At 63.9% G+C, this 13792-nt stretch carries 10 protein-coding genes; 4 read left to right on the forward strand and 6 right to left on the reverse strand.

From position 1 onward, the window contains the following. Positions 1-155: 155 nt before the first annotated feature. Together AC07WT_RS08305 and AC07WT_RS08310 are read right to left on the reverse strand one after the other, a co-directional pair. Positions 156-836 carry a PspA/IM30 family protein gene (locus tag AC07WT_RS08305; RefSeq protein WP_492590169.1) on the reverse strand — a complete coding sequence of 227 codons (681 nt, stop codon included), beginning with the start codon at positions 834-836 and terminating at the stop codon, positions 156-158. A gap of 587 nt (positions 837-1423) precedes the next feature. Next, positions 1424-2041, reverse strand: coding sequence for a hypothetical protein (locus AC07WT_RS08310; RefSeq protein ID WP_494946695.1), 618 nt, complete (start codon positions 2039-2041; stop codon positions 1424-1426). 133 nt (positions 2042-2174) lie between these two features. Between AC07WT_RS08310 and AC07WT_RS08315 the strand changes: the two genes are divergently transcribed. The 3 genes from AC07WT_RS08315 (at position 2175) to AC07WT_RS08325 (ending at position 6496) form a co-directional block, all read left to right on the forward strand. After that, on the forward strand, positions 2175-2678 hold the full coding sequence (locus AC07WT_RS08315) for a hypothetical protein (RefSeq protein ID WP_494946696.1): 504 nt from the start codon (positions 2175-2177) through the stop codon (positions 2676-2678). After that, positions 2635-5136, forward strand: a complete 2502-nt coding sequence (locus AC07WT_RS08320; protein WP_494946697.1) for a penicillin-binding protein 1A — start codon at positions 2635-2637, stop codon at positions 5134-5136. Before AC07WT_RS08315 ends, AC07WT_RS08320 begins: the two co-directional genes overlap by 44 nt. A 481-nt stretch (positions 5137-5617) precedes the next feature. Then, positions 5618-6496: a lipid A biosynthesis lauroyl acyltransferase gene (locus AC07WT_RS08325; protein ID WP_492590164.1), complete on the forward strand. Its 879-nt coding sequence runs from the start codon at positions 5618-5620 to the stop codon at positions 6494-6496. Between the two features lie 352 nt (positions 6497-6848). Here AC07WT_RS08325 and AC07WT_RS08330 read toward each other — a convergent pair whose 3' ends face one another. Genes AC07WT_RS08330 through AC07WT_RS08340 form a run of 3 tightly spaced genes read right to left on the reverse strand, consistent with a single transcriptional unit; the run spans position 6849 to position 12654 of the window. Beyond that, a complete protein-coding gene (locus AC07WT_RS08330) occupies positions 6849-8369 on the reverse strand; it encodes an efflux transporter outer membrane subunit (protein WP_494946698.1) in 1521 nt (506 codons plus the stop codon). A 2-nt stretch (positions 8370-8371) separates the two neighbouring features. Continuing rightward, on the reverse strand, positions 8372-11503 hold the full coding sequence (locus AC07WT_RS08335) for an efflux RND transporter permease subunit (RefSeq protein WP_494946699.1): 3132 nt from the start codon (positions 11501-11503) through the stop codon (positions 8372-8374). Next, positions 11500-12654 (reverse strand): efflux RND transporter periplasmic adaptor subunit, encoded by a 1155-nt coding sequence (locus tag AC07WT_RS08340; RefSeq protein ID WP_494946700.1) that lies wholly within the window; start codon positions 12652-12654, stop codon positions 11500-11502. Before AC07WT_RS08340 ends, AC07WT_RS08335 begins: the two co-directional genes overlap by 4 nt. Before the next feature lie 230 nt (positions 12655-12884). Between AC07WT_RS08340 and AC07WT_RS08345 the strand changes: the two genes are divergently transcribed. Beyond that, a complete protein-coding gene (locus tag AC07WT_RS08345; RefSeq protein WP_492590158.1) occupies positions 12885-13502 on the forward strand; it encodes a TetR/AcrR family transcriptional regulator in 618 nt (205 codons plus the stop codon). Between the two features lie 71 nt (positions 13503-13573). Here the strand turns inward: AC07WT_RS08345 and AC07WT_RS08350 are convergent, their stop codons facing one another. Beyond that, positions 13574-13786, reverse strand: coding sequence for a hypothetical protein (locus AC07WT_RS08350; RefSeq protein WP_492590156.1), 213 nt, complete (start codon positions 13784-13786; stop codon positions 13574-13576). Positions 13787-13792: the final 6 nt, after the last annotated feature.

The following is a 13792-nucleotide window of genomic DNA, read 5'->3' on the forward strand; positions in this document are numbered from 1 at the left end:
GGCCGGCGATCCGGCGGCCGGCGATCCGGTTAATACGCATGTGGCGGGGGTGCCGGAATACGCCCGGAACGCCGGTAAAACTCGCAGCGTCGCACCATGCGGACGCTGCCTGACAGCTTACTGCGAACTGGCTCTGCGCCATCCCGCCAACACAATTACTGGGCCGGCGTATTGATCTGTTTCTTCAACGCTTCGAGACGGTCTTCGACCGACGGGCCGCGGTTCAGATCCGCGAGTTTGTCGTCGAGCGCCTTGCCGCTCTTCACGTCAGCCGAATTCAGACGCGCGTCGGAACGGGCATTGGACAGCGCGACCTTGTCTTCCAGCTTCTGGAAATCTTCGGACAGATTCTGGCCGCCGATACCACCCAACGCGGTTGCCGCGACGTCCTTGGCCTGAGCGATCTGCTGCTTGGCTTGCAGAATGTTCGAGCGTGCGTTCAGGTCGTTACGGCGGGCGCGCATGTCTTCGATCTGACTCTTCAACTGTTCAACCGAAGGTTCCAGCGTGGTCAGCTCCTTGGCCAGCGCGTCGCGTTCGGCTTCGGCGGTGGCTTGCGCGCCGAGGGCTTCACGCGCCAGCGCTTCGTCGCCGGATTGCAGCGCGCGCTTGGCGCCGTCTTCGTATTTCTTCGCCTTGTCCGCGGCAACATCGCGCTTGCTTTGCTGCGTGGCCACTTGCGCCTGAATCTCGATCAGCGAGTTCTCCGCTTTAGCGATGCTGTCGTCGAGTTCGCGCACGATCTGGCGCGAGTCGCGCGACGGGTCTTGCACCGAATCGGCTGCATCGTTCAGGAGACCTTTAAGCGTGCGCGAAATGCTGTCAAAAAGCGACATGAAAACCTCCAAAGAATGTAATCGGCGCTGAATAAATCCCAGCGCGCTTAACTGCTTTTCAACTGTTACTTTACGCCGCTGCGCACGAAGCTGCGCAAGCGGTCGCACCGGATTTCGGGGCGCATGCGCCGATTGCAATAGCGGCGCCGTAAATTGTCCGGGTTCGTAAAATCGGGTTTGCAAACAGTGCCCAGCTGTTAAAACGCGCGACGGGAATTCAGCTGCTCGCGGATATTACACCACGCAATCTCTTAAAAACGTCTTAAAGGGCATGACGAGGCAATCGCGAACTCTGCTCGCCATCGGTGTCGCGAATGTGAAATTATGATCGCGTGTCAAGCGCACGCTCGAGCAGGCGCCGCACGCGGGCGGCGCAGTGCGGCGTTGCCGCATGAGCTGCGCCTGGAGGCCGCCTGGCGTGTGCGTTGCCAATATGCCGCTGCCGGGAGGCGAGGCGGTTCGACTGTTTCACCTTGCAATGCCGAAAGCCTCGCAATGTCATGATGCGACGATGCGCAATCGCTGATTGCTGATTTTCCGGCGCATCGTTCCCGCATGACGCCATTCATGGCGTCATGCAACGCCGTTCACGCAAAGCGGCCGCCTTCGGTGCTCGGGTCGCCGTGCGGATCGGCTTCGTCGCGAGCGGCGGAGTCGAGGCGCGGGCGCTTGAGCACGCTGAGCGGCTGCACTTCCGTTTTCGTTTCTTCCGTCGCCGATCCGGCTGTTGCCGCCGCTTTGGCCGCAGTGACGCGCGCCACGGCTTCGGCTGCCGCGGCGGCTTCTTCGTCGGCTGCGGTGGCGGCGAGGGCGGCTAGTACGCCGGCCGGCAGCAGGGGCGCAGGGTTTGCAGCGGCGGGCGTGTCCGGCAATTCATCCGCATGCGGCGCGGCAACGCCGTCTGCCGGCGCGGCGGAATGGCTGCCGTCTCGTGTTTGCAAGGCGGCCGGCAGCGCCGCCCGCGCGTGCCGCGTGCCGCGCGCGACCCGTTGCAGCGCCGCGTCGAGCGCGTCCGGCTCGCGCGGCGCGCGCAGCCGGTCGACGATACTGGCCGCTTTCACCTGTTCGCTGGTCGCCCCGAAGCTCAGTACCGCGCGCCGCATCAGTTCGCTGACGCTAATGCCCAGATTGTCGGCGGCGGCGGTGATCGCGCGTTTCTGCGCGGTCGTGACGAATACGACGATGCGTTCGCTGGGCTTGTTCATGGTCGGCTCGCATATTTGTTGGCATTGGCGGTTTATCGCGTGCGTTGGGCGTAGGCCGTTCACGCGCGTCGATGGTGACTCATGCGCCGGGTCCATCATATGACGAGTCGTGCCGATGCGAAACGGGCGCGGCATGAAAATGCCGCCGCATCAACGAGTTGTAACGTTTCCGGCGGGCTTGTCCACAGGCCTTTCAACATTTTCTGTTGATAACCCGGGGCAGATGGCGCAGAACGGCGGCGCGGGCCCCGCAACAGGCGCAAAACAAGCAGCGCGAAGGGAATTCTTACAAAAAAACTGTCTTGGACGGCGCTTGATTTCTTTAAAATGCGCTGTTACGTTGCGCCGGACACCGTCCCAGGCGCGCCGTGCGGCCGCCCGGGGCGTAGGGCCGCATGCCGTTTTTGCGCCTCATGCGGTCCGTTTGTTTGTGTCGTTTTTTGCCGCGTATGCTGCCGGTGCCGTGAACCTTGAATTCGGGCTGTGGCAAGCAGACGGTAACGGCGTCCTCACGCTAAGACGCGACGACCGATCCCTGCGCGCGCCGCGAGCGTGCGCAGAAGGCGTTCAGTCACGCGCCCACTATTCCAGTCATGCCAATCATCAAACGACCGCATTCTGCACATTCTCCGGCTAGTGAAAACCGGGACTCCTACCACCGCACTCCAGGACGCAATGCCGCCTCGCGCGACGCCGAAGACGGCCGCCGTTCGTTCGGCGCCTCCATCGCGCTCTGGTTCGTCGGCTTGCTGGCGACGATCGCTGTGGTCGGCGCGCTGATCATCGGCTATGCACTGGTGGTGATGGGGCCGCAACTGCCGTCGCTCGACGCACTGACCGACTACCGCCCGAAAGTGCCGCTGCGGGTCTACACCGCGGATCACGTGCTGATCGGCGAGTTCGGCGAAGAGCGGCGCAGCATCGTGCGCTTCCAGGACATTCCCGACCAGATGAAGAAAGCCGTGCTGGCGATCGAAGACTATCGCTTCTATGAGCACGGCGGCGTCGACTTCCTGGGCATTCTGCGCGCGGGCACGGCCGACCTGATGCACGGTGGCGCCTCGCAGGGCGCGAGCACGATCACGATGCAGGTGGCGCGCAACTTCTTCCTGTCGAGCGAGAAGACCTACACGCGCAAGATCTACGAAATGCTGCTCGCGTACAAGATCGAGCGTGCGCTGACCAAGGATCAGATTCTCGAGCTGTACATGAACCAGATCTATCTGGGCGAGCGCGCTTACGGCTTTGCCGCGGCTGCGCGCGTGTACTTCGGTAAGGATCTGAAAGACATCTCGCTGGCTGAAGCGGCGATGCTGGCCGGCCTGCCGAAGGCGCCGTCGGCGTACAACCCGGTGGTCAATCCGAAGCGCGCGAAGATCCGTCAGGAATACATCCTGAAGCGCATGCTCGAACTGAAATACATCAGCCAGGATCAGTACGACCAGGCCGTCAAGGAAGAGATTCACACCCGGAACCCGGGCAACGAATACAGCGTGCACGCCGAGTACATCGCCGAAATGGTCCGGCAGATGATGTATGCGCAGTACAAGGACGAAACCTATACGCGCGGCCTGAACGTCACCACCACGATCGATTCCGCCGACCAGGACGCCGCTTACCGCGCGGTGCGCAAGGGCGTGATGGATTACGAGCGGCGTCATGGCTATCGCGGGCCGGAAGGTTTCGTGCAACTGCCCGCACCGGGCGACGACCGCGACCAGACGATCGACGACGCGCTCACCGATCACCCCGACAACGGTGAAATCATCGCCGCGGTGGTGACGGACGCGAATCCGAAACAGGTGAAGGCGCAGCTGGTCGACGGCACCCAGGTGACCATCGCGGGCGACGGTCTGCGCTTTGCCGCGGGCGCATTGAGCGCGCGCGCGGCGGCTGCCGCGAAGATCAAGCCGGGTTCGATCGTGCGCCTCGATGCCGACGACAAAGGCAACTGGCAGATCACGCAACTGCCGCAAGTGGAGGGCGCACTGGTGTCGCTCACGCCGCAGGACGGCGCGATCCGTGCGCTGGTGGGCGGCTTCGATTTCAACAAGAACAAGTTCAACCACGTGACGCAAGCCTGGCGTCAGCCGGGTTCGAGCTTCAAGCCGTTCATCTATTCGGCGGCGCTCGATAAAGGACTTGGACCGGCGACGATCATCAACGACGCGCCGTTGTACTTCCCGTCGAGCACGCCGGGCGGCGACGCGTGGGAGCCGAAGGACGACGACCAGCCGGATGGTCCGATGCCGATGCGCATCGCGCTGCAGAAGTCGAAGAACCTGGTGTCGATCCGCATCCTGTCGTTCATCGGCACCAGGTATGCACAAGACTTCGTGACGCAGCGTTTCGGTTTCGACGCCGACAAGACGCCGCCGTATCTGCCGATGGCGCTCGGCGCGGGGCTCGTCACGCCGCTGCAATCGGCTGGAGCGTATTCGGTGTTCGCGAACGGCGGCTACCGGATCAATCCGTATCTGATCAACGAGGTCACCGACGCGCGCGGCGAGCCGCTGTCCAAAGCCCAGCCGCTGACCGCCGGCCGCGATGCGCCGCGCACGCTCGAACCGCGTAACGCGTACATCATCAACAGCCTGCTGCATTCGGTCGCGACCGCAGGGACGGGCGCGGGCACCAACGTGCTGCATCGTTCGGATCTGCAGGGCAAAACCGGTACGACCAACGACGCGAAGGACGGCTGGTTTGCCGGCTATCAGCAATCGCTGGTGGCGGTTGCGTGGATGGGCTACGACCAGCCGAAGAGCCTCGGCAGCCGCGAATTCGGCGCACAGCTCGCCTTGCCGATCTGGGTCGAGTACATGCAGCGCGCGTTGCGCGGCGTGCCGCAGGACGAACCGGCGCAGCCGGACGGCGTGTCGGTGGTCGATGGTGAACTGTTCTACACCGACATGACGCCTGGCAATGGCTTTGTCGCGAGCATCGGCCTTGACTCGGCGAATCCGACCGCCGGCGTGAGCGACGCGGTCGGCGGCGTGGGGCCGGCGGGCATGACGCCGCCGGCGGTGCCGCCGCCGAGCGTCTCGTCGAACGAGAAGAAACAGATCCTGGATCTGTTCGAAACGACCAAACCCTGAGGCAGCCTTGAGGCAGCCTTTAGGCCACCTTGCGGCAAGCTTGAAAACCTTGAGGCAAGCTTGAAAACCTTGAGGCAAGCTTGAAAACCTTGAGGCAACCTTGCGGCAGTGCGAGCGTCCGGGTTGCGATGGCTCGGACGCCGTAATAAAAAAGCAAGCTTAGGCTTGGGGCGTGCGCATAGTTGTCTGGCGGGCGTTTGCAGATGTTCACGGGCGGGCTCGCCGGCAGATTTTGTGGCGGCCTGCGCGGTGTGTTTTAATCACGCCTGCGGTGCTTTTATGGGTCCCGCAGAGACGCTCGATTCCTAACCAGTTTCAGCTCCCAGCACCGCTGCGTTTCGCCGCGAGCGAGACGTACTTCTTCGAACCAGGCGCCGCGTGAGACCCGGTATGACGCGCGCACAAGCCACTTCGTCCGTCAGCAGCTGTCGTGCTGCTGCGGCCGGCGTGTTTGCCATCCAGCATCCACCGGGTCCCACTCGTGAAAAGTCGAATACTCATCTGTCTGATGACAGCGCTGCTGCGCGTGCTTGCCTTCTTGCCGTACGGCGTCGTCGCGCGGATCGGCACTGGCATCGGCGCGCTGCTCTATCGCATTCCGAGCGCACGCCGCCGCGTCGTGCATACCAATCTCAAACTGTGTTTCCCGGACATGAGCGATGACGTGCGCGAACGCCTTGCACGCGCGCATTTCTGTCATGTGATCCGCAGCTACGTCGAACGCGGGCCGCAATGGTTCGGCAATGCCCAGGCGCTCGAGCGTCTCGTCGAAGTGGAGAGCGCGATCGATCTCGCCGACATTCAGGCCCAGCCGACGATTTTTGTCGGCTTCCATTTTGTCGGCATCGAGGCGGGCTGCATGATGTATTCGACGCGGCACCCGGTCGCCTCGCTGTACACGCCGATGTCGAATCTATTGCTGGACGCAATGGCCAAGCGTCAGCGCGGCCGCTTCGGCACCGAGATGATTCCGCGCAGCGATAGTGTGCGGCGCGCGCTGCGGGTGCTGCGCGAGGGCAAGCCGGTGATGCTGGCGGCGGATATGGATTTCGGTTTGCGCGATTCGGTGTTCGTGCCGTTCTTTGGCGTGCCGGCTTGCACGCTGACTTCCGTGTCGCGGATGGCGCGCGCGGGTAATGCGCGGGTGGTGCCGTTTGTTACCGAGGTGCTGCCGGACTATCGCGGCTATAAGCTGACTATTTTCGAGGCGTTGAGCGATTTTCCGTCCGATGATGCCGCCGTCGACGCGCGGCGGATTACGGCTTTTCTTGAGACTCAAGTGAGACGGATTCCTGATCAATATTATTGGGTGCACAAGCGGTTTAAGAATCGGCCGGTGGGGGAAGCAGGGGTTTATTGATGGTCTTTTGCGCGTGGCAGCTGGTTTTTTTGCCTATGGCGGCGTACAACCATAGCGCCGCGCGAGCAAAAACATCTGAAACGGAATTCAAAGCGCACTCAAGCACTCAAGCACTTAAACACTCTGTCCTAAGCTTATCAACAGGCCTTTCAACAAAATCTGTGGATAAGCGAGCCACTCGCAAATCTGCCAGTCGGCCGCGCCTGGCAAGAAATCGTCATTGCACTCGCGGACACCGCGAACGACAAACCGATCTGCATCAAGCACTTAAGCTCATTGCCCCATGGTTATCAACAACCCTGTCAACACAAACTGGGGATAACTCCGCAACCGTCGTTACGGAATCCCAGGTTTAGTTGGTTGTGGGCGCACCCGCATTCGCTGCCGGACCCGCCGGCACCACCGTCGCAGCGGACGGCGCCGACTCCACTGGCGGATTGCCCATCGCCTGAAACAACGCCGCCGTATCCGTCAGCCGCGCGCTGGTATAGCGGATCTCATCGAGTCGCGCGTTGCGAAACTGCTGCTCGCTCGAACGAGCCGACGATACCGGTACGGCGCCCAACCGATAGCGCCCCGACGTCTCCTCGAAAATCCCCTGCGCCGAGCGCGCCGCAACGTTCGCTGCGTCGAGCGCCTGCGTGTCGTGCTGAAGCGCGGCGAGCGTATCGGCGACGTTCTGAAACGCGGTCAACACGGTTTGCCTGTATTGCGAAACCGTGGCGTCATACGTGTCCATCGCCGCGCGGCGCTGGGCGACCAGTGCGCCGCCATGAAAGAGCGGCTGCGACAGCGACGCGCCGATGCTCCAGATCGCACCGGCGCCCGACAGCGCCACCGGCCAGCTAAAGCCGCCTTGTCCCATCGATGCGCTCAGCGACAGGCTAGGGAACATCTGCGCCGTCGCGACGCCGACCTCGGCCGCCGCCGCCTTCAACGCGGCGTCCGCAGCCTGGATGTCGGGGCGCGTGCGCAACAGTTCGGACGGCACCACCACGGGCACCTGTTCGGGCACATGCAGTTGCGCCAGATCGAGGTCGTCGGGAGCGGCGTCCGGCGTGCGGCCGAGCAGCACGGCCAGCGCGTGGCGCGTGGTCAGCCACTGCTGCTTCAGACCCGGCAAGCTGGCGGACAAACTGGCCGCGCTTTGTTGCGCGCTCAGCTGGTCGGCGTGCGAGACCGCGCCGAGCGCGTAGCGCCGCTGCGTGTCGCGCGCCTGATCGCCGGCGATCGTCACAAGCCGCTCGGTCGTGTCGATCTGCGCATGCAACGCGGCACTGGTGATCGCCGCCGTGACGATGTTGGCAGCCAGCGTGCGGCGCGCGGCATCGAACTGATACGCCTGCACGTTCACGCGCGCGGCAAGCGCGGCATCCGCGAGCCGCGCCGCGCCGAACAGGTCGAACGTGTAGTGCGCCTGCAATTGGCCGACGAATATGTTGTACAGGAACGTATTCGGGCCGGCCTCGGGAATCGCAAGCGCGCGGTTGCGGGTCGCCTGACCGCCCGCGTCGATGGTCGGCAGCATCGAACTGCCGATCTGCGCGCGCAGCTGCTCGCGCGCGGCGGCGAGGTTCTTGTCGGTGGCGGCCAGCGTCGGGCTGTTGCGCAAGCCTTCGTCGACCAGTGCATCGAGCGCATCCGACCGATAAAGCTTCCACCATTCGGGCACGGGTTTCGCACCGGCCACGAACTGCTGCGTGACGCCTTGCGCGGCCACGGTCTGCGTCGGCTGCGCTTCGGCGCCGTAGTGGGCCGGCTGCGGCATCGCGGGCGGCGCGCCGCTCGGGCCGAACGAGCAGGCGGCGAGCGCGAGTGTCGCGGCGCTCAGCGCCGTGCTGCACCAGGGTCGAGGGAATGCAAAAGTAGCCATGGTCAATTCCCCGTATGCGTCGCGCCGGACGGCGCCGGCGGCTCGCGCTCGTCGCCGCGCACCCTGAACGACGCGGCGTACAGCGCGGGCAGATAGAACAGTGTGAGGATGGTCGCGCTCGTGATGCCGCCCATCAGCGCGGTGGCCATTGGGCCGAAGAAGTTCGAGCGCAGCAGCGGAATCAGCGCGAGCACGGCGGCCGCGGCGGTCAGCGTGATGGGCCGGAAACGCCGCACGGTCGCGCCGACGATCGCGTCGAAGCGCTTGTACCCGGCGGCGATGTCCTGCTCGATCTGGTCGACCAGAATCACCGAGTTGCGCATGATGATGCCGAACATCGCGATCACGCCAAGCATCGCGACGAAACCGAACGGCTTGCCGAACAGCAGCAGCGTCGGCACCACGCCGATCAGGCCGAGCGGCGCGGTCAGCACCACCATCAGCACGCGTGCGAAGCTCTGCAACTGGATCATCAGCAGCGTCAGCACCGCGATGATCATGATCGGCATCTGCGCGTTGATCGACGTCTGACCCTTGCCGCTTTCCTCGACCGAGCCGCCCACTTCGATCCGGTAGCCGACCGGCAGCGAGTCGCGAATCTGGCTCAAGGCTTTGTCCATGCTATGCGTGACGTCGATCCCTTGCGCGCCGGCAGCGACATCGGACTGCACGGTGATCGTCGGTTGCCGGTCGCGCTCCCAGATCACGCCGTATTCGAGATCGTTGCGCAAGTGGCCGAGCGTGCTGAGCGGCACCGGGCCGTTCGGCGTCGGCATTGCCAGCGTCAGGAGCTGGACTGGGTCGACGCGTTCCGATTTCGGTGCACGCAGATCGACGCTGATCAGCTTGTCGCGTTCGCGATACTGCGTGACCGTGTAGCCGGACAGCGTCATCGCGAGGAAGCTCGACACGTCTTCGGAACTCACGCCGAGTTCGCGCGCCTTCTTCTGATCGACTTCGAAACGCACCGAGCGCTCGGCGGGTTCGTCCCAGTCGAACTGGACGTTGCTGGTGCGGCGGTCGGCGCGCATCGTCGCGGCGACGCGCTCGGCGATCGAACGCACGGTGGCGATGTCGTCGCCGCTCACGCGGAACTGCACCGGATAGCCGACCGGCGGTCCATTCTCGAGACGCGACAGGCGCGTGCGGATCGCCGGAAACCGGTTGCGCAGTTCCGGTTCGAGCCACTGCGCGAGTTTCTCGCGGTCCTTGACGGACTTCGCCGTGATCACGAACTGCGCGAAATTCGGCTGCTGCAGTTGCTGATCGAGCGGCAGATAAAAACGCGGCGCGCCGGTGCCGACGAAGTCCACGGTGTGATCGATTTCGGGGCGGCCCACGAGCGCCTTTTCCAGGCGCTGCGCCTGCCGCAACGTCGCTTCGAACGATGCGCCTTCAGGCAGGCGCACATCCACCAGCAATTCCGGACGATCCGAGCTCGGGAAGAACTGCTGGGGCACGAGCGTGAAACCCGCCATCGCCGCGATGAACAGCGCGACGGTGATCGCCAGCACGACAAAGCGCCGCTCGATACACCAGCTGATCCAGCCGCGCAGGCGCGTGTAGAAGCGCGTGTCGTAGATGTCGTGCTCGTGATCGTCCGGCAGATGCCTCTCATGCGCCTCGCGTTTGCGCTCCGGCAGCATGTGATAGCCGAGCAGCGGAATCAGCACCACCGCGGCGAACCACGACGCGATCAGCGCGATCGCCGACACCTCGAAGATCGAACGTGTGTATTCGCCGGTGCTCGATTTCGCGAGCGCGATCGGCAGGAAGCCGGACACGGTCACGAGCGTGCCGGTCAGCATCGGAAACGCGGTGCTGGTGTACGCGTAGGCCGCGGCGCGCGTGCGGTTCCAGCCTTGCTCGAGCTTGACCGACATCATCTCGACCGCGATGATCGCGTCGTCGACCAATAGTCCCAGCGCCAGCACCAGCGTGCCGAGCGATACCTTGTGCAAGCCGATATCGAACAGATACATGCACAACGCCGTGAGCGCGAGCACGACCGGAATCGAGATCACGACCACCATGCCGGTGCGCACGCCCAACGACACGAGACTCACCACCAGCACGATCGCGATCGCCTCGGCGACCGCTTCGAGAAAGTCGTCGACCGAACGCGCGACCGCGTGCGGCATGCTCGACACTTCGACGAGATTCAGGCCGGCCGGCAGGTGCTTGCGCAGCTGCACCGTCTGCTGGTCGAGCGCCTTGCCCAGACGAATCACATCGCCGCCCGGCTGCATGGTCACGCCGATGCCGAGCACGACCTTGCCGGCGGAGCGCATTTGCGTGGCGACCGGGTCGTCGTAGCCGCGCCTGATCGTCGCGATGTCGCCGAGAAGGAACGAGCGGTTGTTGATGCGGATCAGCGTGTCGGCGAGCGCGGCGACGTCCTTGAACTGGCCGGTGGGGCGCACGAACACGCGGTCGTCGGTGGTGGTCAGCGTGCCGGCCTGCGAGACGCTGTTCTGCGAATTGATCGCCTGGCCGAGCTGCTGCGGCGAGATGCCAAGGCGCGTGAGTTGCGTGTTGGCGATCTCGATGTAAATGTGCTGATCCGGATCGCCGAAGTAATCGACCTTGCCGATGCCCGGCACGCGCAGCAGCATCGTACGCAGCTGATCCGCGTAATCGTGCAGTTGCGCGGCGGAAAAGCCGTCGCCTTCGAGCGTGTAGATGTTCGTGTAGACGTCGCCGAATTCGTCGTTGAAGAATGGGCCTTGAATGCCTGGCGGCAAGGTCGCCGCGATATCGCCGACTTTCTTGCGCACCTGATACCAGGTTTGCGGCACGTCCTTCACCGGTGCGGAGTCCTTCATTGTGAAGAACATCAGCGATTCGCCGGGGCGCGAGTAACTGCGCACGAAGTCGATGGCGGGCGTTTCCTGCAATTTCCGGCCGATGCGGTCGGTGACCTGTTCCTGCATCTGGCGCGCGGTCGCGCCAGGCCAGAAGGTGCGGATCACCATCACACGGAATGTGAAGGGCGGGTCTTCGGATTGCGCGAGGCGCGTGTACGCGAGGATGCCGAATGCGGTAGCGAGCGCGATCAGGAACACGACCAGCGCCTGATGGCGCAGCGCCCATGCGGACAGGTTGAAGCGTCCTTCTTCAGGCGTGGTGCTCATGAAGCGAAGTCCTCGGGATGCAGCGGCGGGATCACGTGGACTTTCTCGTCGGCGGTCACTGTGTGCACGCCTTGCAGCACGACGCGTTCACCGTCTTTCAGTCCCTGGGCGATGGCGATCGTACGCTCGTTGTAGCGCATCACGTCGACGCGTCGCAGTTCCAGCGTATCGGCGCTGGACGCGTTGCCGCCGGCGCGCACGACCCACACGGCCGGTTGCGTGCCGTCGTGGAATAGCGCGGTGGCGGGCAGGATGAACACGCTGTGCTGATTCGCCGATGCGTTCGCGGGCGACAACGCGATATCGGCCGTCATGCCGAGGCGCACGTCGGGGCCGGGATTGTCGAGCGTGAGTTTGGCGCGGTAGGTGCGGCTTTGCGGATCGGCGGCGGGCGACAGTTCGCGCACGCGCGCGGTGAAGCTGCGCCCCGGCAGCGCGGCCAGCGTGACCGTGGCGGTTTGCCCGACCGACAGCGCGGCCAGTGCGCTTTCCGGCACATCGCAGACCACGTCGACATCGCCGCTCCACGCGAGGTTGTAGACGGCCTGGCCCGCTGACACGTTCTGGCCCGTGTCGGCCAGTTCGGCGGTGATCACGCCGGCGTGGTCGGCCATCAGCGTGGTGTACTGCAACTGATCCTTCGACAAGGCCGCCTGCTGCGCGGCCTGATCGCGTTGAGCCAGGGCAGACGCGTAGGCATTGGTCGTCTGTTCGAGTTGCGCGGGCGCGATCAGGTTCTCTTTTGCCTGCGCCTGGTCGCGATCGAGCTGCTGCTTCGCATAAACCAGACTGTGCTCGGCAGCCGCGAGCTGCGCTTGCGCGCTGGCGGCGCTCTTCTGCGCATCGGCTGGATCGAGCCGGGCGACGATCTGGCCGTTCTTCACGACGTCGCCGAGCCGCACGCGCCGCTCGACGATCTTGCCGCCGACGCGAAACGACAGCGGTGTTGCATAACGCGATTGCACTTCACCGGGCAACGACGCCGCCGGCGTGGCGCTGCCGTCCGCATGCACGGCGACGGCGACCACCGGACGCGGCGCCGGCGCGGCAACTTCTTTCTTCGAGCACGCGCTGAGCATGACGACGCCGGCTAGCGCGAAGGCGCATGCGGCGCGGGCAGCACGGGCAGAGCGATGGGACTGCTGGCGCATCGCAGAGGATGCGGAAGGACCGGGACGCTTCACGATGACCCCAACTTGGAAACAGCGAACGAACACGGCAAGCCGCAGCGGCCTGCCAGCGAAGACGCGCAGATCGAACCGATGCAACCGATGCAATCGGCATACGCGTTTGACTTAGAATGATTGGTTGAATTCTAATACACCTGTGTATCTGAATGTCGAGATGAATTGAAATTCTTTCCGGTGCTAGACTGGCGGCCATGAAAAGGCAACGACTCACACGCGAGCAGAGCAAAGACCAGACGCGCCAGCGCCTGCTCGATGCTGCTCAGGCAATTTTTATGAAGAAAGGCTTTGTCGCGGCGAGTGTCGAAGACATCGCCGGGGCGGCAGGCTATACGCGTGGAGCGTTCTATTCGAACTTCCGCAGCAAGAGCGAACTGTTCCTCGAATTACTGCGGCGCGATCACGAAACGATGCAGGCGGGTCTGCATGCGATTTTCGAGAGTGCGGCGTCGCGCGAGGAAATGGAAAAGCGCGTGCTGAGCTACTACAGCACTCTGCATCGCGAGAACAAATGCTTTTTGCTGTGGGTCGAGGCGAAGCTGCTCGCGGTGCGCGACGGCCGTTTCCGGATCCGCTTCAACGCGTTCATGCACGAGAAACTGGAGCAGTTGAGCGCCTATATCCGCGAATTTTCGGTGCGGGTGGGCACGCCGCTGCCGTTGCCGGCCGAGACGCTGGCGATAGGCTTGATGGGATTGTGCGACGGCGTGCAGTTCTTCTACACGGTCGACCCGCAGAACGTGTCGTTCCAGATGGCGGAGTCGGTGCTGGCGGGGTTTTTCGCGCGTGTGGTGTTCGGGCGCGACGCGTAACGATGGCGAGCGACGGGGCGTGACTCGAACACGCCCGGACCACCGCCCGGCGCTGGCGGATTACTTCTTGCCTAGTTGGTCGGCAATTGCGCGCAGGCGTCCGCAACCGGCGTCGCGCAGACGAACGAATATTGCCCGCTATAACGCAGGACTTCTTCGCCGACGTGCAGAACGACCTTGATGTCTGGACACCGCTCGTAAGCGATGAACGCCGAGCAGGCGGCGGCCGACCAGCAGACCAGCGAAAACGCGATTTTTTCGAAAAGCTGAAAACGATGTGGCATAGCGAT

The organism is Paraburkholderia sp. GW821-FHT02A12 (genome assembly GCF_059422005.1).

Excerpts from the sequence above, each read along its gene's own strand:
- AC07WT_RS08305 (WP_492590169.1), bottom strand. The coding sequence starts at position 836 with ATGTCGCTTTTTGACAGCATTTCGCGCACGCTTAAAGGTCTCCTGAAC.
- AC07WT_RS08310 (WP_494946695.1), bottom strand. The coding sequence starts at position 2,041 with ATGAACAAGCCCAGCGAACGCATCGTCGTATTCGTCACGACCGCGCAG.
- AC07WT_RS08315 (WP_494946696.1), top strand. The coding sequence starts at position 2,175 with ATGAAAATGCCGCCGCATCAACGAGTTGTAACGTTTCCGGCGGGCTTG.
- AC07WT_RS08320 (WP_494946697.1), top strand. The coding sequence starts at position 2,635 with ATGCCAATCATCAAACGACCGCATTCTGCACATTCTCCGGCTAGTGAA.
- AC07WT_RS08330 (WP_494946698.1), bottom strand. The coding sequence starts at position 8,369 with ATGGCTACTTTTGCATTCCCTCGACCCTGGTGCAGCACGGCGCTGAGC.
- AC07WT_RS08335 (WP_494946699.1), bottom strand. The coding sequence starts at position 11,503 with ATGAGCACCACGCCTGAAGAAGGACGCTTCAACCTGTCCGCATGGGCG.
- AC07WT_RS08340 (WP_494946700.1), bottom strand. The coding sequence starts at position 12,654 with ATGCGCCAGCAGTCCCATCGCTCTGCCCGTGCTGCCCGCGCCGCATGC.
- AC07WT_RS08345 (WP_492590158.1), top strand. The coding sequence starts at position 12,885 with ATGAAAAGGCAACGACTCACACGCGAGCAGAGCAAAGACCAGACGCGC.
- AC07WT_RS08350 (WP_492590156.1), bottom strand. The coding sequence starts at position 13,786 with ATGCCACATCGTTTTCAGCTTTTCGAAAAAATCGCGTTTTCGCTGGTC.